This is a genomic window from Altererythrobacter sp. GH1-8, from assembly GCF_043702085.1.
In the GTDB taxonomy this organism is placed as follows: domain Bacteria; phylum Pseudomonadota; class Alphaproteobacteria; order Sphingomonadales; family Sphingomonadaceae; genus Erythrobacter.
The window spans coordinates 705,773-727,040 of sequence record NZ_CP171690.1; the positions used below are offsets into that span (position 1 = coordinate 705,773).

19 protein-coding genes and 1 tRNA gene are annotated in these 21,268 nt (G+C 60.9%); 15 read left to right on the forward strand and 5 right to left on the reverse strand.

The annotated features are described in order from the left end of the window. Positions 1 to 6 precede the first annotated feature (6 nt). The 10 genes from rpe (at position 7) to ACG9DO_RS03585 (ending at position 10,691) form a co-directional block, all read left to right on the forward strand. Positions 7 to 669, forward strand: a complete 663-nt coding sequence (gene rpe, locus ACG9DO_RS03540; RefSeq protein ID WP_394730347.1) for a ribulose-phosphate 3-epimerase — start codon at positions 7 to 9, stop codon at positions 667 to 669. Next, complete coding sequence (locus ACG9DO_RS03545) at positions 666 to 2,609, forward strand: heparinase II/III family protein (RefSeq protein WP_394730348.1); 1,944 nt, start codon at positions 666 to 668, stop codon at positions 2,607 to 2,609. The genes rpe and ACG9DO_RS03545 overlap by 4 nt, the downstream gene beginning before the upstream one ends. 5 nt (positions 2,610 to 2,614) lie before the next feature. Beyond that, positions 2,615 to 4,204, forward strand: a complete 1,590-nt coding sequence (purH, locus tag ACG9DO_RS03550; protein WP_394730349.1) for a bifunctional phosphoribosylaminoimidazolecarboxamide formyltransferase/IMP cyclohydrolase — start codon at positions 2,615 to 2,617, stop codon at positions 4,202 to 4,204. Positions 4,205 to 4,582: 378 nt separating this feature from the next. Continuing rightward, positions 4,583 to 4,741: a hypothetical protein gene (locus ACG9DO_RS03555; RefSeq protein ID WP_394730350.1), complete on the forward strand. Its 159-nt coding sequence runs from the start codon at positions 4,583 to 4,585 to the stop codon at positions 4,739 to 4,741. Next, positions 4,738 to 5,451: a peptide-methionine (S)-S-oxide reductase MsrA gene (gene msrA / locus ACG9DO_RS03560; RefSeq protein WP_394730351.1), complete on the forward strand. Its 714-nt coding sequence runs from the start codon at positions 4,738 to 4,740 to the stop codon at positions 5,449 to 5,451. The genes ACG9DO_RS03555 and msrA overlap by 4 nt, the downstream gene beginning before the upstream one ends. A 51-nt stretch (positions 5,452 to 5,502) precedes the next feature. Next, positions 5,503 to 5,973, forward strand: a complete 471-nt coding sequence (locus ACG9DO_RS03565) for a Fur family transcriptional regulator (RefSeq protein ID WP_394730352.1) — start codon at positions 5,503 to 5,505, stop codon at positions 5,971 to 5,973. A 100-nt stretch (positions 5,974 to 6,073) separates the two neighbouring features. Continuing rightward, positions 6,074 to 8,008: a 1-deoxy-D-xylulose-5-phosphate synthase gene (gene dxs / locus ACG9DO_RS03570; RefSeq protein WP_394730353.1), complete on the forward strand. Its 1,935-nt coding sequence runs from the start codon at positions 6,074 to 6,076 to the stop codon at positions 8,006 to 8,008. A gap of 136 nt (positions 8,009 to 8,144) precedes the next feature. Further along, positions 8,145 to 9,044 carry an FkbM family methyltransferase gene (locus tag ACG9DO_RS03575; protein WP_394730354.1) on the forward strand — a complete coding sequence of 300 codons (900 nt, stop codon included), beginning with the start codon at positions 8,145 to 8,147 and terminating at the stop codon, positions 9,042 to 9,044. Between the two features lie 43 nt (positions 9,045 to 9,087). Next, positions 9,088 to 9,885, forward strand: coding sequence for a crotonase/enoyl-CoA hydratase family protein (locus tag ACG9DO_RS03580; RefSeq protein WP_394730355.1), 798 nt, complete (start codon positions 9,088 to 9,090; stop codon positions 9,883 to 9,885). 2 nt (positions 9,886 to 9,887) lie between these two features. Beyond that, positions 9,888 to 10,691 (forward strand): alpha/beta hydrolase, encoded by an 804-nt coding sequence (locus ACG9DO_RS03585; RefSeq protein ID WP_394730356.1) that lies wholly within the window; start codon positions 9,888 to 9,890, stop codon positions 10,689 to 10,691. Here ACG9DO_RS03585 and ACG9DO_RS03590 read toward each other — a convergent pair. The 5 genes from ACG9DO_RS03590 to ACG9DO_RS03610 form a co-directional block, all read right to left on the reverse strand. Beyond that, positions 10,667 to 11,818 carry a VacJ family lipoprotein gene (locus ACG9DO_RS03590; protein WP_394730357.1) on the reverse strand — a complete coding sequence of 384 codons (1,152 nt, stop codon included), beginning with the start codon at positions 11,816 to 11,818 and terminating at the stop codon, positions 10,667 to 10,669. The two genes, ACG9DO_RS03585 and ACG9DO_RS03590, sit on opposite strands and share 25 nt — an antisense overlap. A 265-nt stretch (positions 11,819 to 12,083) precedes the next feature. Then, entirely contained in the window at positions 12,084 to 12,758 is a 675-nt protein-coding gene (locus tag ACG9DO_RS03595; RefSeq protein ID WP_394730358.1) for an NnrU family protein, read from the reverse strand. Positions 12,759 to 12,926: 168 nt separating this feature from the next. Further along, the gene (locus ACG9DO_RS03600; RefSeq protein WP_394730359.1) at positions 12,927 to 14,225 is read right to left on the reverse strand and encodes an amidohydrolase family protein; all 1,299 of its coding nucleotides are present in this window, start codon (positions 14,223 to 14,225) and stop codon (positions 12,927 to 12,929) included. Then, a complete protein-coding gene (locus tag ACG9DO_RS03605) occupies positions 14,222 to 15,643 on the reverse strand; it encodes an amidohydrolase (RefSeq protein WP_394730360.1) in 1,422 nt (473 codons plus the stop codon). The genes ACG9DO_RS03600 and ACG9DO_RS03605 overlap by 4 nt, the downstream gene beginning before the upstream one ends. Positions 15,644 to 15,654: 11 nt before the next feature. Next, positions 15,655 to 17,280 (reverse strand): peptide MFS transporter, encoded by a 1,626-nt coding sequence (locus tag ACG9DO_RS03610; RefSeq protein ID WP_394730361.1) that lies wholly within the window; start codon positions 17,278 to 17,280, stop codon positions 15,655 to 15,657. Positions 17,281 to 17,520: 240 nt separating this feature from the next. On the opposite strand from ACG9DO_RS03610, the gene ACG9DO_RS03615 reads away from it, so the two are divergent. The 5 genes from ACG9DO_RS03615 to ACG9DO_RS03635 all read left to right on the forward strand — a co-directional run bounded on the left by ACG9DO_RS03615 (position 17,521) and on the right by ACG9DO_RS03635 (position 21,136). Next, positions 17,521 to 17,853: a GntR family transcriptional regulator gene (locus ACG9DO_RS03615; protein WP_394730362.1), complete on the forward strand. Its 333-nt coding sequence runs from the start codon at positions 17,521 to 17,523 to the stop codon at positions 17,851 to 17,853. Positions 17,854 to 18,070: 217 nt separating this feature from the next. Beyond that, positions 18,071 to 18,352, forward strand: coding sequence for an integration host factor subunit beta (locus ACG9DO_RS03620; protein WP_394730363.1), 282 nt, complete (start codon positions 18,071 to 18,073; stop codon positions 18,350 to 18,352). Positions 18,353 to 18,525: 173 nt separating this feature from the next. Further along, positions 18,526 to 18,612: transfer RNA gene (locus tag ACG9DO_RS03625), tRNA-Leu, on the forward strand. Positions 18,613 to 18,796: 184 nt separating this feature from the next. After that, positions 18,797 to 19,423 carry a PilZ domain-containing protein gene (locus ACG9DO_RS03630; protein WP_394730364.1) on the forward strand — a complete coding sequence of 209 codons (627 nt, stop codon included), beginning with the start codon at positions 18,797 to 18,799 and terminating at the stop codon, positions 19,421 to 19,423. 84 nt (positions 19,424 to 19,507) lie between these two features. After that, positions 19,508 to 21,136 (forward strand): NAD(P)/FAD-dependent oxidoreductase, encoded by a 1,629-nt coding sequence (locus ACG9DO_RS03635; RefSeq protein WP_394730365.1) that lies wholly within the window; start codon positions 19,508 to 19,510, stop codon positions 21,134 to 21,136. Positions 21,137 to 21,268: the final 132 nt, after the last annotated feature.

Sequence of the window (21,268 nt, forward strand, 5' to 3'; positions counted from 1 at the left end):
ACCTTCATGCCGACACCGCTTATTTCGCCATCGATCCTCTCCGCTGACTTTGCCCGGCTGGGCGAGGAAGTGCGCGCAATCGATGCCGCCGGAGCGGACTGGATCCACGTCGATGTGATGGACGGGCACTATGTCCCGAACCTCACGATCGGCCCGATGGTCGTGAAGGCGCTGCGCCCGCACTCGGACAAGATCTTTGACGTCCACCTGATGATCTCGCCGGTCGATCCGTATCTGGAGGAATTCGCAGAAGCGGGCGCGGATATCATCACAATCCATCCAGAAGCGGGGCCGCACGCGCACCGCACAGTCCAGGCGATCAAGGCGCTTGGCAAGAAAGCGGGCATTTCGCTCAATCCGGCAACCCCAGCCAAGATGCTGGATTATCTGATCGACGATATTGATCTCGTGCTGATCATGAGCGTCAATCCCGGCTTTGGCGGGCAAAGCTTTATCCATTCGCAGCTCAAGAAAATAGAAGCGGTGCGGCGAATGATCGAGAAATCGGGGCGCGAGATTCACCTGGAAGTCGATGGCGGGGTCAATGCAGAGACAGCGAAACTCTGCGTTGAAGCGGGTGCGGATGTGCTCGTCGCCGGATCGGCGACGTTCAAGGGCGGACCGGAGTGCTACGCCGCCAATATCGCGGCCTTGAAAGGGGAAGGATGATGGATGCCATGCTTTCCAAGGGTGCGGATGCACCTGACGATCGTCACGAAGAAGCCGGCGCTGACAGTCAGGGTGCTGCCGTGCCGCTAGCGCCGCGCGAACAGCAACTGGATCTGGGAGGCGCTGTGCAAGGCAGGCGCGCCATTCCTCTGGCGCGCAAGGACACGCAGCCGCTTGCCGATGCGCCCCTCGATGAAGACACTGTCCCGCTTGCCCCGTCGCGTGCGCTGGTGCTGAGTGATTTTGCGCCGCCCAGACTAAGCCCAGGCGAGCGCTTGCTGCGGATGGCGTACCGGCTTGGCGTGCCGGGGCCAACGCTCGCGGCTCCGTTCAGCAAGCCCGATGCCTTGCGATTGCTGGCGACTGTCGACACCCCTCTTGGGGGAGATCGGGTCAGCGGGATGGCGCTGCGGGCCGGGCACTTCCAGATCCACGGCGCCAAGGTGCCGATCGAGGAGATGGATTTCGAATCCTCTTCGCGCATGACCGAGCCGTTCGAGCGCGTCATTCACGGCTTTTCCTGGTTGCGCGACCTTTCTGCTGCGGCTGCCCGCGAACAGGCGGTGCCCATTGCGGAACGCATTTGCTCCGCCTGGCTAGACGCCAATCACAGTAGCAAGGCGAGCCTTGGCAAAGGCGCAGCATGGGAGGTTGAACATGCCGGCAAGCGACTGCTCGCCTGGCTGGTCCATGCGCCACTGGTGCTTTCCGATGGGAAGCAAGGCATGCGCAAACGCATGCTCACAGCCATTGAGCAAACCGCGCGCTGGCTCGACCGCAATGCTTCGCGCTCGCCTGACAAGCTAGGCGAAGTGGCCGGCTGGGCGGCAATTACCGCTGCGGGATTGCTGACCCCTCAAGGCAAGGCGCGGCGGCTTTATGGCGAAGCTGGCCTCGTTCGCGCGCTCGGCGAGCTGGTGAGCGAGGATGGCGGCGTGCTCTCGCGCAGTCCGCTGGCGCAGATGGATGCGATCGCCATCCTGACTGACCTAAAGGCCTGTTACGATGCGACGGGCCGCGACATGCCCGATGCGCTCCATGTGATGCGCGAATTGCTGGTGCCGCCGCTTCTCGCTTTGCGGCACGGCGATGGCGGGCTGGCGAGCTGGCATGGCGCAGGCGCGATGCGCGCCGATTCCGTGGCAGGACTTGTCGATGCGAGCGGTGTGCGTACGCGCCCGCTTAAGGATGTGCGCGAATGGGGCTTCCAGCGCCTCACGGGCGGCAAGACCATCGTGCAGATGGACGCCGCCCCTCCGCCCAAGGGCCGCCACGCACGCTTCGGTTGCGCTTCCACGCTGGCATTCGAGATGTCCGACGGGGCGGACCGCATAATCGTCAGTTGCGGCGGCGCGGCGCTGGCCGGCGGGCTTGTCCCGGCCCGGATCGAGCAGGGCCTGCGCGCAACGGCAGCACACTCGACGCTGGTGCTCGATGATGCGAACTCCACCGCGGTGCTGCTACACGGCAAGCTCGGCAAAGGGGTTGAGATTGTCGAAGTCGAACAGCGCGACATGGATGGCCAGGCGCAGCGCCTTGAAGCGAGTCATGATGGCTATGCCGCGCGCTTTGGCCTGATCCACCGCCGCATCCTCGCGCTCCGCAGCGACGGAACTGAATTGCGGGGCGAGGATATTCTCGAGCCCAAGGCGAAGCGCGGCAAGCGCGGGAAGATCGGCTTTGCAATCCGGTTCCATCTCGGGCGCGGAGTTGAGACCCGTCTGGCCGAGGACAAGCGCGGCGCCAGCCTGCTGCTGCCCAGTGGAACGCTGTGGCAATTCCGCCTTGGCGGAGATGGCGCCGGCGTGACCTGCAGCCTTGAAGAAAGCCTTTGGGTCGATGGCGATGGCCGCCCCCATGCGATCGAGCAACTGGTGGTCGAAGGAATGACATCGCGCGGCGGGGGTCACTTCCCCTGGCTGCTCAAGAAAATGGGGTAAGCCAATTGGCACAGGTTACGATCAAGCGGGCGCTGCTCTCGGTGTCCGACAAAAGCGGTTTGGCCGAACTGGGACAGGCGCTGGCAGCGCGCGGCGTAGAGCTCGTGTCGACCGGCGGTACGGCGAAAGCGCTGCGCGATGCAGGGCTCGAGGTAAAGGATATTTCCGAACTCACTGGCTTTCCCGAGATGATGGACGGAAGGGTCAAGACGCTCCACCCCAAGGTGCATGGCGGCTTGCTCGCGGTGCGTGATGATGCAGCGCACGCAGCCGCGATGGAGGAGCACGGCATTGGCGCGATCGACCTGGTGGTGGTCAACCTCTATCCCTTCGAAGCGACGGTTATGCGCGGCGCGGACCGCCCTGAAATCATCGAGAATATCGACATTGGCGGGCCGAGCATGGTGCGCAGCTCTGCCAAGAACCATGCCTATGTTTCTATTGTAACGGACCCAGCAGATTACGACAGCCTGCTTGGCGAGCTGGAAAGCCGGGACGGCGCGACATCGCTCGAGTTCCGCAGGAAGATGGCAGCCAAGGCGTTCGCTGCAACCGCCGCCTACGACACGATGATCAGCCAGTGGTTTGCCTTCGCTGACCAGCAAGAGCTGTTTCCGGGTATGCTCGCAGTCACTGGCAAGGCGCCGACAATACTGCGCTACGGTGAGAACCCGCACCAGCAGGCGGCGCTCTACACGCCTGTTGGCCCACATGGCTCCGGCATTGCGCAGGCGGCCCAGCTGCAGGGCAAGGAGCTTTCCTACAACAACTACAACGATGCCGATGCCGCGCTCGAGCTGTGTGCAGAGTTCAGGGACAGCGATCCCGCAGTCGTGATCGTCAAGCATGCCAACCCGTGCGGGGTTGCGCAGGCTGGCACGCTGCTTGAGGCTTGGGAAGCCGCGCTGCAATGCGACAGCGTCTCGGCGTTCGGCGGGATCGTCGCGGTCAACCAGGAGCTTGACGGCGCAACCGCCGAAGCCATTGCAGAGATCTTCACGGAAGTCGTGGTCGCGCCAAGCATTAGCGCCGAAGCGCGCGCAATCTTCGCGAAGAAAAAGAACCTGCGTCTGCTTGAATGCGGGGAATTGCCCGATCCTCGGCGCGGCGGCCTCGCGGTCAAGCCGATCACCGGGGGGCTGCTGGTTCAGACCCGCGACAATGGCGCGATTTCGCAAAGCGACCTCAAGGTCGTGACCGAACGTGAACCGACGGCGCAGGAATTGAAAGACTGCTTCTTTGCCTGGACTGTCGCTCGGCATGTGAAGTCGAACGCGATCGTCTATGCCAAGGATGGTGCGACCGCCGGGATCGGCGCAGGCCAGATGAACCGGCGCGACAGCTCCCGCATTGCCGCAATGAAAGCGGCCGAGGCGGCGCAAACTTATGGTTGGGACACGCCGAAAACCCTTGGCAGCGCAGTCGCCTCCGACGCCTTCTTCCCCTTTGCCGATGGCTTGCTCGCCGCCGCAGAGGCTGGCGCGACTGCTATCATTCAGCCCGGTGGTTCAATCCGCGATGATGAAGTGATTGCAGCGGCCAACAAGGCGGGACTTGCGATGGTCTTCACCGGGATGCGGCATTTCAGGCATTGATTTTTTGCCTACCGCTGCGCTGCTTGAGGCGCTGATTCCCGCCTACCGCTGCGCTGCTTGAGGCGCTGATTCCCGCCTGCCACTGCGCTGCTTAAGGCGCTGATTTGCGCCTTCCCCTTCGCTGTGCGGGAGGGTGATTCTCAGGTTTGCGCGCAAGGACCAACGTCTCTTCGGGCAGCCAAAAGTTAGCCGGCCAAGTGTAACCCAGGCTCATCTGGCCGCGAATACCGCTCAGTTCATCCACGCAGAGGCCGAAAATGCCTTCCCCCCGAAAACGTTCACCTTATGGAAATCGTCGCACTTTAACACCCGTGCATCCAACAACACGGTGTCCTGGTTTTTTGCCCGGTTCACTCAAACGTCCAGGTCCTTTGAGCCATGCAGATCTTCCGCTCAGAAGTTTCCAAACTGTTTGCGATCGGCTTTGTCGTTGGATCGCTGATGGTGGGCGCGGTCTCTGCGACCGACTGGAACCAGGAACTGGCACCACAGGCATTTGCCGCCGAACAGGAAGCGAGCGCGCCGGCCAGCGAATGAGCCGAGCCCCTTCCCTCCCTTCAAAACTCCGGACCTTTCTGCTCGCCGCCGGTGCCGCAATGGCACTTGCGGGATGTTCAATCGCGCCAGCTGTGGCCGGCGAGGTCCAGTATGACGCGCCCGCAGCCGAGCGCGTTTCAGCCGAAAGCGGCAAGCTGCGCGCAGCGATTTTCGCGGGCGGATGCTTCTGGGGCATTGAAGGGATCTTCAGCCACGTCAAAGGCGTGAAGCTCGTCCAGTCCGGCTATCACGGCGGAACCGCTTCGACTGCCACCTACAAACAGGTCGTGACCGGCTTGACCGATCATGCCGAAGCTGTCCGCGTTGTCTATGACCCGGACGAGATCCGCTACGACGAGTTGCTCCAGATCTTCTTCTCTGTCGGGGCTGATCCGACGCTGCTGAACCGGCAAGGGCCGGATGTCGGCGCGCATTACCGCACCGCGCTGGTTCCTCTGGGGCCGGAACAGCGGGCCGTTGCCAAAGCCTATCTTGCGCAGATGAAGAAATCAGGTGTGTGGGACAAGCCGATCGTGGCCGCGATCGAGCCACACAAAAAGTTCTATCTGGCAGAGGACTATCATCAGGACTTCATGGCCAAGAATCCGCGCCACGGATATATTGTCGCCTGGGACAGGCCCAAGGTCGAAGCGCTCGCCCGGATGTATCCAGAACACTTTCGGTCAGAGTTTCTGCGCGACGCAAAGTAGCCTTCGATAGCTGACTGGCCTTGATCCGCCGCTCGCACTATATTGGCAGGCATGGCTACTGCACACAATCACTCCCATCACGAACATACGGGCGATGACCTGCTCACGGCGGCGCGCAACGCGCTGACCGCTGCAGGCGAACAATGGACAGGGATGCGCGAAAGCGTGTTCGCCGAACTGATGCGGCACGACAAGCCAGTGTCTGCCTATGACATTGCGGATAATCTGTCCGCAGCACGGGGCAAGCGTGTTGCGCCCAACAGCGTTTACCGCATCCTCGACCTGTTCGTGACGAACAACCTCGCGATGCGGGTGGAGAGCGCCAATGCTTTTCTCGCCAACACGCATCCGGGCTGCGAGCATGACTGCATCTTCCTTGTCTGCGACGAATGCGGTGAAGCGACTCACCTCGATGACGACGCACTCAGTCAGGCGCTGAGAGGCATCGCGAAGGCGCAGAACTTCTCCACGAATCGCCCAATCGTGGAGATTCGCGGCATTTGCGGCAGCTGCATGGCTTGAAGCTGGTCCCTGAAACCGCAGACTTGCCGATGAAGCGTGGTTTTTTAGCGATAAAGCGTTCATCGACAGTTTCGGTTTTGCGGTGTAAGGCCTTTAACCCATGACGTCACAACTGCAGACACCGCTCCTCGATACCGTCAACTATCCCAGTGACTTGCGCAGACTTGCGCCGGAGCAACTTCGCCAGCTTTCCGATGAATTGCGCAGTGAAATGCTCGATGCTGTCGGCACGACCGGCGGGCATCTCGGATCTGGCCTGGGGGTCGTCGAACTGACGGTCGCGATCCATTACGTGTTCAACACGCCCCAGGATAAACTTATCTGGGATGTTGGTCACCAGTGCTATCCGCACAAGATCATCACCGGTCGGCGCGATCGCATCCGCACCCTGCGACAGGGCGGCGGGCTCTCCGGTTTCACCAAGCGTAGCGAGAGCGAATACGATCCGTTCGGCGCAGCGCACTCCTCGACCTCGATTTCAGCGGCACTCGGCTTTGCCGTTGCGAACAAGCTGAAGGGCGAATCCGGGCGCGGCATTGCCGTGATTGGCGACGGCGCGATGAGCGCTGGCATGGCCTATGAAGCGATGAACAATGCCGAGCAGGCGGGCAATCGCCTGATCGTGATCCTCAACGACAATGACATGTCGATCGCACCGCCTGTCGGCGGCCTTTCGGCCTATCTCGCGCGGATGGTGTCCTCGTCCGAATATCTGGGCCTCCGCAGCCTCGCATCGCGGGTCACCTCCAAGCTCTCTCGCCGGGTTCATCGCGCGATGGGCAAGGCCGAGGAATTCACCCGCGGCATGGTGACCGGCGGGACCCTGTTCGAGGAGCTCGGCTTCTATTATGTCGGCCCGATTGACGGTCACAATCTCGACCATCTGATCCCGGTGCTGGAAAATGTGCGCGACAGCGAGCAGGGCCCCGTCCTGATCCATGTCGTGACGCAAAAGGGCAAGGGCTACGCTCCGGCTGAAAACAGCGATGACAAGTATCACGGTGTGCCCAAGTTTGACGTCGTGACGGGCGAGAAGGCCAAGGGGACTCCTGGTCCTCCAGCCTATCAGAACGTCTTTGGCGATACGCTCGCTGATCTGGCGGACAGCGACGACCGCATCTGCGCGATCACCGCCGCAATGCCGTCTGGCACGGGCGTAGACCGCTTCGCCAAGCGCCACCCCGACCGCAGCTTCGACGTCGGTATCGCAGAACAGCATGGCGTGACCTTCGCCGCCGGACTTGCGGCCGAAGGCATGCGGCCATTCGCAGCGATCTATTCGACTTTCCTGCAGCGCGCCTATGACCAGGTCGTGCACGATGTTGCGATCCAGAACCTTCCGGTCCGCTTTGCGATTGACCGCGCCGGGCTGGTCGGCGCGGATGGCTGCACCCATGCCGGCAGCTTCGACATCACCTATCTTGCGACGCTGCCGAACATGGTGGTGATGGCGGCCGCTGACGAAGCAGAGCTCGTCCACATGACCTACACCGCGGCGGAATATGACGAAGGGCCGATTGCTTTCCGCTATCCGCGCGGGAACGGCGTTGGCGTGCCGTTGCCCGAAGTTCCCGAGAAGCTGGAAATCGGTAAAGGGCGCATGATCCGCGAAGGCAGCAAGGTCGCGATCCTGTCGCTGGGCGCGCGTCTGGAAGAGGCGAAGAAAGCTGCTGACCAGCTGGAGGCCAAGGGGCTATCGACCTCGGTCGCAGACCTGCGCTTTGCCAAGCCGTTGGATGAAGACCTGATTGCCAAGCTGATGCGCACGCATGATATCGTGGTCACAGTGGAGGAAGGGGCGATCGGCGGGCTGGGCGCGCATGTGCTGACCTATGCCAGCGATACCGGCCTCACCGACAACGGCCTCAGGATCCGCACGATGCGCTTGCCGGATATCTTCCAGGACCATGACGATCCGGCCAAGCAATATGCCGAGGCGGGCCTGGATGCGGACAGTATCGTCGATACGGTGCTGAGCGCGCTCGGCCACAATGCGGCGAGTTCGAGCGAGCGGGTCGGAGAAGCGCGGGCTTGAGCTGCTCTGGCTCCGCCAGTTCTAGTCCTTCAGTATCCACGTAGTTTCCCCTGATTGAGCAGCGAAGGGTTCGCTGCGACACTGTGTCATCCCTCGCCCGTGTGCGGCGCTCCAGTGACAGGTGGCCACTATCAGCATGAAGCTCTACCGCGATGTCGTGCCCGCACTTCGACCGCGCGAGAGCGCTGGCAAGCTCATTCCGCCGCATGCGCTCTTTGCCCATGGCAATGACGAAGTAGAGCTGCTGTGCCGCGAACGTGTCGCGCCCACTTATATCGGCGACGGGCAAATGCTTTCTCGCGTGCTGGGCCGCTTCAAGATGCTGACCGACACATCCGATGTGGGCTTTGCGCCTCACATCATCATGGATGGCTATTGGGAAATGTGGATGACCCGCTGGATGGTCGAGACAGTGCAGCGCAGCTGGACGGCCCTCGATGTCGGCGCCAATTTCGGATATTATTCGATCCTCCTGGCGGAACTCGTGGGTGAAGAGGGGCGGTTGCTCGCATTTGAACCCAACCCGGCGTGCGCACGAGCGACAAAATTCTCGCTTGAGATCAACAGCTTTGCACCTCGTTCGGAAGTGCACGAAGTGGCTTTGTCCAACGCCGCAGGAAGCTGCAGCTTCTTTGTGCCCACGAATGAGCCTAAGAATGGTCACCTCGTCTTTGGCGAGACCCATGAGGCCGGGATCGAATATAGCGATGACGGGACGCGCTTCACAGTGCCCATCGACACCCTGGACAATGTTGCAGAGCCGCTCGACAAGGTCGATTTCATCAAGATCGATGCCGAAGGGGCGGAGCTGACCATCTTCGAAGGCATGCAAAAAACGATTGAGCGACACAATCCGCTGGTGATCATGGAATACAACGCCATCCGCGGCGACACCGATGGTTTCGTCGAGCAGCTCAAGGCCGCATATCCCAAAGCGCGCTACCTTGATGAGCGCGAGGGCGTGCGTGATCTCCAGCATGAACGCCTGAAGCATGAGCGTGTCGGTCAGGACTGGCTGTTGATCCTGAAGAAGTGATTCATGGCTGGCACAGGCGGCAAAGCCTGTTAGGTCTGCAGCCATGTCACTCCTCAAGATAGAACATGCCGACCACGTCACCACCCTGACAATCGACCGGGCGGAGACCATGAATCCGCTTGGTGCAGATGGCGACGGCGATGAGTTCACCGCCGCTTGCGATGCGATCAACCGCAACATGGACGTGCGCTGCGTTATGCTGACTGGGGCCGGGCGCGCCTTTTCCGCAGGCGGGGATATCAAGGCGATGAAGAACCGCACCGGGAGCTTTGCGGGTTCGCCTCCTGGTATTTCGGATGGTTATCGCAACAATATCCACCGTATCTTGCGCGCGCTTTACGGTCTGCGCGTGCCGGTCATCGCGGCGGTAAACGGTCCCGCTATCGGCCTGGGCTGCGATGTGGCCTGTCTTGCCGACATGCGGATCGCGAGCGCGACGGCGAAATTCGGTGTGACGTTTCTGAAGCTTGGCATCATCCCCGGCGATGGCGGCACCTGGATCCTGCCGCGGATCATCGGCGAAGCGCGGGCGGCAGAGCTGTTCTATACCGGTGACGTAATCGATGCAGCAACCGCTCAGGACTGGGGCCTTGTCAGCCGCGTGGTCGAGCCGGACGCGTTGATGGACGAGGCCCGCAGGCTTGCCGCAAGGGTTGCCGCGCTTCCTCCCCATGCCTTGCGCCACGCGAAAAACCTCATGCGGCAGGGGCGCGAGACGAGCTATGACACCGCGCTCGAAATGGCGGCGAACACGCAGGCGCTGATGCATCTTACCGAGGACCATATGGAAGGCATCGACGCGTTGCTGGAAAAGCGTGCGGCGCACTTCAAGGGCGAATAGCCATGCTGCAGAAGGTCGGGCGGTTCCTTGCCACCGCGACGATCGCCTATGCCATCATGGTCGCGATCCTGTGGGCGATGCAGGACAACTTCATCTATCCCGCCCCGCAATATACAGTCGATCCGCCACCCGGATTCGAAGTGGTGATGCTGGAAACTTCAGACGGGCTATCGCTGCGGTCCTTTGCGAGGCCCGCAGCTGACGCTCGTCCTACCGTGGTCTATTTTCACGGCAATGGCGGAACCTTGAGAGGCGCTGTTTTCGCCACACAGCTGCTGGCCGAGGCCGGGTACGGCCTTCTGCTGGTCGAATATCGGGGTTATGGCGGGAATCCGGGACGACCTAGCGAGCAAGGCTTCTATCGTGATGGTCGGGCTGCGATGGGATGGCTCGAACAACGCGGTATTGCGCCTTCAAGCACAATCATCATCGGCAATTCGATCGGTGGCGGCACCGCTGTCCAGATGGCGAGCGAGTACAGCCCGCGCGCGGTATTGCTGACCGCTCCGTTTCTATCGCTGCCAGACGTCGCGCAAGATGCCCTGCCCTTCGTGCCAACTCAGCTGTTGATGCGCGATCGCTTCGACAATGCAGGCAAGATCGCTGACCTCACCATGCCGGTCTTTATCATGCATGGCACAGCTGACGATGTCGTGCCGTTCGAACAAGGTGAGCGGCTGGCCAGGCTCGCCGCAGATGCCAAATTCCATCGCGCGCAAGGAGCCGGACACGCCCTGTCCTTTACCGAACAGGGCCAGCGTGCGCAGCTCGAATGGCTTGATCAATTGCTCGGCGGGGGTGCCTGAACATATCCTGTGGGTAGCGGCTGGATCACCGGATTGCTGACGTAAACGATCGCAGGCGTTTCTGGCTCTGCCTCAGCCGCAGTTTCCGCCAGAATTTCGCTGCCTGAGACCTCTGCCGCCATATTGTCCTCACCGGGCTGGGTCAGTTGATCGATTGTACCCGGCTCCAGCCCCATGATCGCCTCGATGCTGCAATCGCGCGGTGGGGGGCGGTTCTTCAACGCTGCAATTTCCGCCTCGCGCTGGCACAGATAGGTCTCGCGCATGGCGAAATAGGGATCATCGCTGGTGTTGATCGCTTCGATCTGCTCGTCGAATTTGATCCGGAATTCCAATGAATTCACCGTGTAGGCCGGGATTGCGTAAAGCGGCGTGTTGAACGGTTTACCGACCGCGAACGGGATGATCGACTGATCGACCCCGCCTCCGATGAAGTCGCGCAAGGTCGTCGCACCGACCAGCGGCAGCACCAGGAATGGGCCGGGTCCAACGCCATAATAGCCCAGGGTATTGGCAAAGCCGTTGCGGCGATAAGGCAGGTTGAACGGCTCTTTCTTCGCCACGTCAAACAGTCCGCCCACGCCTACAGTCGAGTTGACGGCGAAACGGCCGAGCGTCTCGAAACCCTTGCCCGGCTTCAACTGCAGGAAATAGTTGAGCGCTGTGATCGGTTCGAGCAGGTTGCGAAAGAAGTTGCGCAGCCCCTTGCGGATCGGGCTCGGCAGATCGTCTTCATACACGCCCGCGATCGGCTCGACGATAGCGGAATCGACCTTTTGCGTCACCCTGAAGGCGGTTTCGTTGACCTGCACCAGCGGGTCCTTCTTGCGAACTTCGGCGCTGCCGGTGACGACGATTGAACCTTCGGGGCTGACTTCAGGGCTGACTTCCGCATTATCATCCGGCGCAGGAGCAGCCTCTTCACCCTCCAGCACTTGTACAGGGTCTGGCTCGGGCGTTGCGGGTTCGACGCCCACGCCCACACCCACGCCTGCTCCCACAACCACGCCCGCTCCCACGCCGACGGCCGCACCGTTCGCGCCCTGCTGCATAAGCGAGAGATTGGCTGACAGTGGGAGCGGCGTCGCTGCCGCAATTAGCGCCGCCGATGTTAGCGCGATGGCCATTCGAATCCTTTCCGCCCCGACGGCGTTCGTGCCCGTTCTTTCGGCTTAAGGCAAATATTGGCTTAACGTGGAATGATTATTCGTGGCAACTCGCGTTTCCTACCGGCAGGCGCGCGCTCTATGCCGATGCAGCTCTTTCTCAAGGTGAATCACTCGTTCGATCAAACACGTTCAAAGCAAGCGGGAATTTCGCGTCCAGGACTGTGTAACATGTGTATCCAACACGTCCAATTGCGGCCCCGCAGCAGCCTGGGCCCGCCCTGTTTCAGAACCAGCGCCAGATTCCGGCAGGAACGCCGCCGAATGCCAGATGCGCGTAGGTTATCAGCACCCAGGTCATCAGGCCGAGCGCCCACCACAAGAGGCCGACAGAGAAGAGTTTACCCCAGCGCGGCCAATAGCTGGTATGCGCTTGCCATTGGCCCCAGGCCTCGCCCATCAATGCGCGTTTCTTGCGATCCTGCAGATGTGCGCCGACAAGTGCGAGGAACCCCATCGCGAGCGCAGTAATGATGCTGCGCCAGTTCCACCACAGGATGACATGGCTGGCGGCCCATAATGCGATGCTCCACATCATCGGGTGGCGCGTCACCAGGAATACTCCGCGCGGCTGTTGGCGAGCCTGCTCGGCCGCGCCCGGCATGGGTAGCGCAGGATTGCGCATGAAGGAGCCCATCAGCAGCACCAGTGCCGGGATCGTGATCAGGGATGCAATGATCCACCCCGCCTCGCCGCTGCCTTGCAGGTCGGATGCAGGCGCGGCCTGGTAAGCAACCACGACCCAGTAGAGGGTAGCGAAACTGACCGCCGTGTAGAGCAGCTGGAAGCCGCGCTCTCCTATCGTGCTTACCAACCCTGAACGCAGAGGATGCGACAGCGCAAAATGCGTGCCGACAAAGGCAATGTTCGCCGCCACCAGCTCGACCAGCTGTGTATTCATAAGTCCCACCTCACCTATGGGCCCCATGGGCTCATAAAATGTGCGGTTAGGCAAGCTTCAGCGAGGCAGTTAACCCCGACGAAATGCCTTTTTCGAGCGATGAACCGAGTATTCTGGACTCAGATGGCTTCAGATCACCCCGAGACCGGTCGAAAAAGGGGCAGGCAATCACCAGTCATAGGCCTTGGGAAGCTCGCTTTCATCGAGATCGCGATAGCGCTCGCGAAGCCGGGTCTGATGAGTGTCGAGCGATTGCTCGACCCCATCAATAAAGACCCGCACGGGAGCGGTTGAGACTTCCAGCGGGTCACCGTCCCAGATCACCAGATCGCCGACAGCGCCTCTTTTCAGCACGCCAACATTGTCGAGCCCTGCAATCCGCGCCGGGATTGAGGAGATACTCGCCAGGGCCTGCCCCCATGACAACCCGGACGCACCGGGAATCTTCGTCAAGGCGACAAGATTGCCAGCGAATTGCGCTGCATTGCGCGGCTGACCGTTGCTCCCGCCCCTCATGCTGCCGATCGCGACCTTGACGCCTGCCTGCGTCATCCGCCCCACATTGCTCTGCGTTGCGGCAAGCAGTTCAAAGCTGACCGGGAGATCCGACAGTCCTTCGGCGATCACCGGGACGCCTGCCGCAGCAATCTCATCTGCGACCAGCCAGCCTTCCGCTGCACCGACGAGAACGAGATCGAGTCTGGCAAACTCTTCCTTCAGCGCGAGGACCACGAGAATGTCCGAAGCGCGCTGGACTTCGACAAACAGCTTCTGTTTGCCGGAGATCACCGGCCCCAGTGCCTGCGCATCTGCGCGGGTCAGCAGATTACCATCGCCGCTCCACCTGCCGGCGGCAAAGTCGCGCGCCTCGCGCAAGGCGTTGCGCAATTCGACATGCGCCGCGGTGCGGCTGCCGCCTGACTTGCTTGCGCCTGTCTCGCCCAGATTGGCGAGCTGGAACACGCGCGGCGTCTGCACTGCGTCGAGATCCATGCCGAGATCGATCATCGCGCCTTGCCCTGCAAAGAGCGAGCGGCCATGCGCTGGGGTCACCAGCGCACGCGTCAGCCCGCCTGAGCGCGCGATGCCGATATGCTGTGAGGCTGGATTGATCGCCGGTGCCACATCAAGCGCGGCATTGAAGCGCGAACTGCTCGCCGATCGATCATTGCCTTCGCTCACCGCGCTGACGTCATACAGCCCAAGGTCCGTCATCGCGATAACGAGGCCGGGGGTGACCCAGAGGCCCTGACCGTCAATCACAGGCTGCACGTCAATCGACTCCACGGCCTCGGTCGGTCCGGCAAAAATGACGGCGCCATTGCGCACGATGACGGTGCCGTCAGGGATCGGGTCGCTGCCATCGCCGACCGCAAGCGTCGCGTTGATAATCGCGAAATCCTGCGCCGCCGCGGGGCTGGCCGCCAGAGCAAGGGCTGATATCGCCACGGTGAGGAGATGCTTCATTTCACGTCTCCTTCACCGGGCTGGCCAAGCTCGAAATCGCTGACCGGGCGCCGCTTGCGGTCGAGCGCGTCATACAGCAGCGCGCCATCGATCCAGACTTTTTCTGGCCGGGAATAGACCGATAGCGGATCGCCGTTCCACAGCACCACGTCCGCCATCTTGCCCGGCTCCAGACTTCCGGTCATGGCGTCGATCCCCATCGCCTTGGCGGCGTTGAGGGTGATCCAGCCGATGACCTCCGCGTCGGAGATGTCGATCCCCATGCGCTTACCCGCCGCCTGCGCCTTGGCCGCTTCCTGATTCAAACGCTGAATGCCGTTGTCGTCATCGGAGTGAATAATCACGCAGGCGCCTTCCCTGGCAAGAAGGGCCGCGTTCTCCATGATCCCGTCATAGGCTTCCATCTTGAAACCGTACCAGTCGGCCCAGATCGCGCTGCAAACGCCATTTTCGCGCAGCAGATCGCCGATCTTGTAGGCTTCGACTGCATGGTGGAAAGCGGTGACGCGGTATCCCATCTCCTTTGCCATATCCATGACGAAGGCCATCTCGTCGGCGCGGTAGCAGTGATTGTGGACGAGCAACTCGCCTTTAAGCACGCCTGCCAGCGTCTCCATCTCAAGATCGCGCTTGGGATTGTCGTCTTCGGCATAGGCGCGGGCATCGAGCCAGGTCTGGCGATTGACCGCGAAATTGCCCATGCGCGTTCTCGGCTTGCGGCCCTTGTTGCCATAGACGCGTTTGGGGTTCTCGCCGCAAGCCATCTTGAAACCATAGGGCGCGCCAGGAAATTTCATGCCCTGAACCGTTCGCGCGTAGACGTTCTTGAGGGTGACAGTCCGGCCACCCATCAGGTTCGCTGAGCCGGGGAGAATTTGCAGGCTTGTCACGCCGCCATTGGTCAGCGCCCGGCTGAAGCCCGGGTCCTGTGGGTGGACAGAGTGTTCGGTCCAGACATCGGCGGTGGTCGGGGCCGTGGACTCGTTAACGTCGCTATGCGCGTCGACCGAGGGCTGCGCCCCGTTACCGAGGTGGGAATGGATGTCGATCACGCCGGGGGTGACGAACTTGTCCGAGCCATCGATTACATTGGCAACGTCAGGCGGCATGGTGGTCGGCCCGCCGACGGCCACGATCTTGCCATCGCGAAAATGCACCCAGCCATTGTCAATCCGCCCTCCTGCACCGTCAAAGACCGTAGTGGGGATGATCAGGGTCTCGACACCGGGATAGGGCTTGTAGGTCGAAGGGTAGGGGTCGGCTGGCGTTTCCGGCAGTCTGAAGGGGGCAGAAGAAGCGCTTTCGACTTTGCCCCTGTTATCCGCGTTATCCGCTTTGTCGCCCGCATTGGCAGTCGCGCAGGCGACCAGTGTCAGCGCGCCTCCCGCCAGGAACAACGCGCGCATGGCGTTGGTCATGTGTTCTATCCTCAATTTGCCGGGTGTGTGGTTGGGTGTATGCCGCCCTCTTGGGGCTCAAGACCTGCTTCTGCTGCACCTTCCAGCGTCTCGTCTTGCAGTGTTTCGAGATGCATCCAGCGCTTTACAATCGGGCTCAGCAGCAGGACTACGGCGCCGACCGCGATCGCGATCCACCCGATCTGGTTATAGATCGCCAACGTCAGCTCTTTTGACATCTCGCCGCCTTCACCGCCCGTCGCCTCGCCGATCTTGCCTGCGATGAAGCTGCCGACCGCCGTCATGTAGAACCACGCGCCCATGATCAGCGAGGCCATGAAGCCGGGCGCAAGCCGGTTCATTGCCGAAAGGCCGACCGGGCTGAGGCACAGCTCGCCGGTGGTGTGGAGCAGATAGATGAGGAACAGGAAGATGACCGGGGTCATTGCCGCCATGCCGACCGATTGCGCGCCCCATGCAAACACCAGGAAGCCGAGGCCCACCTGGAACAGCGCGAGTGCGAACTTGGCGGGGGCAGAGGGTTCCAGACCTTTCTGGCCTAGCCATTGCCACAGCATCGCGAAAATCGGAGCGAACAGGATGATGTAGATCGGGTTGATAGACTGGAACACCGAAGCCGGGATATTGCCGATATCGATGTATTTGTCGGTGTAGAGGTTGAGACTGCCGGGTGCCTGATCGAACAGACCCCAGAATAGGGGGTTGATCGCGATCAGGAACAGGATCGCCCAGATCCGCTCGCGGGGCTCCTTTTCAAGCTTTGATGCCTGGTAGAGCACATAGCCGAGCAGGCCAACGCCGCATACGATCAGCAGCGCCTGAATGACCTCGCGATACTGGATCAGGCCCCACATGACCGCGACGGCGGCTAGCCCGGCCGCGTAGATCGTCAGCTCTTTCCCGCGGGCGAGCATGGCGGGTGGTTCTCCCGCGCCGCGCAGAGCACTCTTGCCCATCGCGAACACCACTAGCCCTGCGACCATGCCAATGCCGGCGAGGCCAAATCCATAAGCCCAGCCGAGCGTCTGGCCCAGGTAGCCCACCAGAATGGTGCCTGCTGCTGCACCCACGTTAATGCCCATGTAGAAGATAGTGTAGGCCGCATCGCGGCGGCTGTCGGTCAGCTTGTAGAGCTGGCCAACCATGACGGAGATATTGGCCTTCAGGAAGCCCGATCCGACAATAATCAGCGCCAGCGCGAGCCAGAACACGTTGATGGCCGGGTCAGATTGCCCGCCGCTGCCTTCGAACGCCATGAACACGTGCCCGAAAGTCAGAAGAACGCCGCCGAACAATACCGCCTTGCGCTGTCCGATGTAGCGGTCCGCCAGCCATCCCCCCAGGACAGGCGTGATATAGACCATCGAACCATAGGCACCGAGAATGAGATTGCCTTCGCCTTCGCTGAACAGCCAATGCTGCACAAGATAGAAGATCAGTAGCGCCCGCATCCCGTAGAAGCTGAAGCGTTCCCACATCTCTGCGAAGAAGAGCATATACAGGCCCTTGGGGTGCCCCAGAGCCTCGTCCTTGCGGCTGGCGGCAATGGCGAGACCAGCCGCCAGGAACGCGCCAAGGATGACAGTGCAAATCGCGGCGACCCAGTCACCTTCATTCCAAAGTGCCATGTCTTTCATGAGTCGTGCGATCCCTCCCGAACACCGGCCCCTGCTCCATCAGGCGATTCCTATCAATCGATCCCCATCAATGAGGCCATGGTTCGGCCGGCACCCTAGCGACTCAATCGCCCGTGGAAAGCAATAGTTTCAATCGCAACCGATTATTTTTCCGCGAGTCGCTCGCCTGTTTTCAAGCTGCAGAACTTGACGCGCATCGCTGTATTATGGCACTGTATCACCTTCGCTGGGGAAGAATTGATGAACAGACCGGTTTACCTGAAGCTGCGCGATCAGATCGCAGCGGCCATTATCGAAGGAGATTATGCCGAAGGCGAAATGCTGCCTTCCGTGCGCGCGCTCGCCGCCGAACAGGGTGCCAATCCGCTTACGGTCGCGAAAGCTTACCAACAATTTCAGAATGATGGCCTTGTTGCGGTGCAGCGCGGGGTAGGAATGTATGTGGTCAAGGGTGCTGCCGATCGTCTGCGGCTGGCAGAGCGGGACCAGTTCCTCAGCGAGGAATGGCCTGAGATCAGGGCGCGCATGGAGCGCCTCGGCATCGATCTGAAGGCACTGCTGGCCAACGCCTAAGTCAGCAATTTTCCAAGCGAAAACCGAGGTTAACTTCGGGTCAACAAATTTGTTCGCGACGCTTGCGAATGTTTGGTTCGTCTGGCACGATGAAATCGTCGCTGGGCGGTGGGTCGCATGAGCTGCTCCAGGGACAACGGGGGTAACCGAAGGTCAATCCTTCAAACGATGGTGGAGCGCTGGATTGGGACCGGCGCGAGACGATCGGGAGCGCGACATGATTAGATCAGAATTGTTGCAGACATTGCATGATGACAACCCGGAACTTCGGGCTGAGGAAATCGAGCAGGTTGTTGACATCTTCTTTGAGGAGATTTCGCAGCGTCTTGTGGAAGGGGGCCGCGTGGAACTGCGCGGATTCGGGGCTTTTTCCACGCGTGAGCGAGAGGCTCGGCAGGGCCGTAATCCGCGCACGGGCCAAACCGTAAGCGTACCGTCCAAGCGGGTTCCGTTCTTCAAGGCAGGCAAGGAAATGCGCCGTCGTCTCAACGACGACTGATTGTCCGCCGATTTGGCTCGGATTTGGCAAGAAATCACGATGCTCTCAGCGCCCGCAGCGCCGCATAGGGCAGTTCGCGGATCAAAGATCGCGGGGTGCACGGGTGATTGCAGCCATCTCTTCCAATCGCTAGTGGGATCAGCGTTTGATCGGCAGCGCAGCTTGCCGCCTGGGCGGGTGTGGCGGAATGGTAGACGCCGGGGACTTAAAATCCCCTGATCCTATAGATCGTGCGAGTTCGAGTCTCGCCACCCGCACCAGCAACCGACGCATTCCTCTCAGGTGCATTTCGCGCGCGCCAAAGCCCCCTGCGCCCCCTGTTGCAATGCCTTTATCTTATATCCGTCTTAATACTTAGGCGCCTACCACCTCTAACGAAAGCGTGGTTCACGTACGGCTATCGGGTAGCATCAATACGACTGCTCGTGGTTGGGGTTGGCAAGTATGAATTTCGCGGCGATCAATGCGGCCGAAAATGCCGAGCTGAAACCCGGCGCAGAACAGCGCGGGGCGCCGCGCTATACCTTGCTTATTCGCGCTACCAAGATTGTCGCTGACCAGGGCGAGTTCATTGGCGTGATCCGCGATGTCTCCAACACCGGAGTCAGTGTGCGCTTGTTCCACAAGCTGCCAGCAACAGGATCAATCGCGCTTGAACTGCAAAGCGGTCAACAGTTTGCGGTCAACCGGGTGTGGGAAAACGATCGCGAAGCAGGCTTCGAGTTCGCGGAAGATGTCGAGATTGAGCGCTTCATCAGCGAAGTAGGCGAATTTCCCAAGCGCGGATTGCGTCTCGCGATCTGCCTGCCTGTAACCCTTACCGCCAGGGGCGAACGCCACGAGGGCATGATCGAGAACATCTCCCAGCAAGGTGCCCGCCTCGTGTGTGACAGCATCTTCGCAATCGACCAGGGCATGACAATCGAAGGCGAGGGACTGCGCGCGGTTCGCGCAAAGGTACGCTGGCGAGGCCATGGAACCTGCGGCGTTGTGTTCGACGATACATTCGGCTTGTCCGACTTTGCCGCCCTTGCCGCGAAGCTCCAGGCCCCTGCTCTGCTGCAGGACTGACGCAGCATCCCCTTCAGGAAATTCAGCGCGGCCCTGCGCAAGTTTACGGCTCAGTAACCAATTTCCTTCACTCCCCCCAATGCGATGACTGAAGGGGGACCCGTGCCGCATTTCCGGACAGAGAATGACAGCGCGATCGAAGTCGATGTAGCTATCATTGGTGCTGGCCCTGCAGGGCTGACGGCTGGCTATCTGCTGACGAAGCAGGGCAAGACCGTTGCGATCATCGAGCAGGACGACACCTATGTTGGCGGGATCAGCCGCACGGTCGAGCATGATGGCTATCGCTTTGACATTGGCGGCCACCGCTTCTTTTCGAAATCGCAGCAAGTGGTCGATCTGTGGAACGAGATTCTGCCGGATGACTTCATCCAACGCCCGCGGATGAGCCGCATCTATTACGAGGGCAAGTTCTACTCATACCCGCTACGTGCGTTCGAAGCGCTGTCCAATCTCGGCATCCTGCGCTCGGCCGCCTGCATGCTGAGCTATCTGCGCTACAAGCTGTTTCCGATCAAGCACGTGAAAAGCTTCGAGGACTGGACGACAAACCAGTTCGGCCGCAAGCTCTATTCGATCTTCTTCAAGACCTATACCGAGAAGGTGTGGGGGATGCCGTGCGATGAGATGAGCGCTGACTGGGCGGCACAGCGGATCAAGGGATTGTCGCTGTGGAGCGCGGTGCTCGACGGATTGAAGCGCTCGCTCGGCCTCAACAAGAAGCCTAATGACGGAATGGCGACGAAGACCCTCCTGGAAACCTTCCGCTATCCGCGCCTTGGCCCGGGCATGATGTGGGAGGCGGCGCGTGACAAGATCCTTAGCTCCGGCAAGGGCCAGCTGTTCATGGGACACGCACTGAAGCAACTTTCCAGCGATGGTCAGGGCGGCTGGCGGATGAGTGCCGCCGGTAAAGGCGGCGATGTCGTGATCCGGGCGAAGCACGCGATCAGCTCTGCGCCGATGCGCGAGCTCTCGAAGCGCTTGCACCCGCTGCCGGACAGCACCTTGCAGGCCAATGCGCTTCGGTATCGCGACTTCCTGACGGTGGCGCTGATGGTCAAATCGGAAGACCTCTTCCCCGACAACTGGATCTATATCCATGACGAGCGGGTGCAAGTCGGCCGGGTGCAGAACTTCCGCAGCTGGTCGCCGGAAATGATCCCGGACGATGACATGGCATGCGTGGGCCTTGAATATTTCTGTTTTGAAGGTGACGGGCTGTGGTCTTCGAGTGACGAGGATCTGATCGCGCAGGCAACGCGCGAGATGGAAATTCTCGGCCTGTGCGATCCGAAACAAGTCACGGGCGGGGCGGTCGTCCGTCAGGAAAAGGCCTATCCGGTCTATGACGATGACTACGAAGCCAATGTCGCTGCGATGCGCCGCGAGCTGGAAGCGAAATATCCCACGCTGCATATGGTCGGGCGCAACGGGATGCATCGCTATAACAATCAGGACCACGCGATGATGACCGCCATGCTGACGGTCGAGAACATCATGGCGGGCGAACGCGTCTACGACATCTGGTGCGTCAACGAAGATGCGGAGTATCACGAGGCAGGCGACGAAGGGGCTGAGGCGAAGCTGCCTGAGCGGGCGCCCAGGCCCAGCGAAGACAATCCGCGCTCTGAAGCCGGGATCACCGACGACCAGCAAGCCGCGCTTGCGTCTGTGCGCGACGTACCGGAACGGATCAAGAAGCAAGCCTGAACAAGGGTTTCTGCCGATCCTCGCCCGGGCTCATTTCTTAACGCCTGTGCTCTCGGCATCTTGGCATTTCCTTAACCGTGTTCTGTCATCTTTGTCCTTCAGTGCAGCGCGATAATTCCTGCTGCCGCGAAG

Coding starts and splice junctions, on each gene's coding strand:
- rpe (WP_394730347.1), top strand. CDS start 7: ATGCCGACACCGCTTATTTCGCCATCGATCCTCTCCGCTGACTTTGCC.
- ACG9DO_RS03555 (WP_394730350.1), top strand. CDS start 4,583: ATGCAGATCTTCCGCTCAGAAGTTTCCAAACTGTTTGCGATCGGCTTT.
- ACG9DO_RS03620 (WP_394730363.1), top strand. CDS start 18,071: ATGATTAGATCAGAATTGTTGCAGACATTGCATGATGACAACCCGGAA.
- ACG9DO_RS03580 (WP_394730355.1), top strand. CDS start 9,088: ATGTCACTCCTCAAGATAGAACATGCCGACCACGTCACCACCCTGACA.
- ACG9DO_RS03610 (WP_394730361.1), bottom strand. CDS start 17,280: ATGAAAGACATGGCACTTTGGAATGAAGGTGACTGGGTCGCCGCGATT.
- ACG9DO_RS03635 (WP_394730365.1), top strand. CDS start 19,508: ATGACTGAAGGGGGACCCGTGCCGCATTTCCGGACAGAGAATGACAGC.
- ACG9DO_RS03565 (WP_394730352.1), top strand. CDS start 5,503: ATGGCTACTGCACACAATCACTCCCATCACGAACATACGGGCGATGAC.
- ACG9DO_RS03590 (WP_394730357.1), bottom strand. CDS start 11,818: ATGGCCATCGCGCTAACATCGGCGGCGCTAATTGCGGCAGCGACGCCG.
- ACG9DO_RS03595 (WP_394730358.1), bottom strand. CDS start 12,758: ATGAATACACAGCTGGTCGAGCTGGTGGCGGCGAACATTGCCTTTGTC.
- dxs (WP_394730353.1), top strand. CDS start 6,074: ATGACGTCACAACTGCAGACACCGCTCCTCGATACCGTCAACTATCCC.
- ACG9DO_RS03545 (WP_394730348.1), top strand. CDS start 666: ATGATGGATGCCATGCTTTCCAAGGGTGCGGATGCACCTGACGATCGT.
- ACG9DO_RS03575 (WP_394730354.1), top strand. CDS start 8,145: ATGAAGCTCTACCGCGATGTCGTGCCCGCACTTCGACCGCGCGAGAGC.
- ACG9DO_RS03585 (WP_394730356.1), top strand. CDS start 9,888: ATGCTGCAGAAGGTCGGGCGGTTCCTTGCCACCGCGACGATCGCCTAT.
- ACG9DO_RS03630 (WP_394730364.1), top strand. CDS start 18,797: ATGAATTTCGCGGCGATCAATGCGGCCGAAAATGCCGAGCTGAAACCC.
- ACG9DO_RS03605 (WP_394730360.1), bottom strand. CDS start 15,643: ATGACCAACGCCATGCGCGCGTTGTTCCTGGCGGGAGGCGCGCTGACA.
- ACG9DO_RS03615 (WP_394730362.1), top strand. CDS start 17,521: ATGAACAGACCGGTTTACCTGAAGCTGCGCGATCAGATCGCAGCGGCC.
- ACG9DO_RS03600 (WP_394730359.1), bottom strand. CDS start 14,225: ATGAAGCATCTCCTCACCGTGGCGATATCAGCCCTTGCTCTGGCGGCC.
- msrA (WP_394730351.1), top strand. CDS start 4,738: ATGAGCCGAGCCCCTTCCCTCCCTTCAAAACTCCGGACCTTTCTGCTC.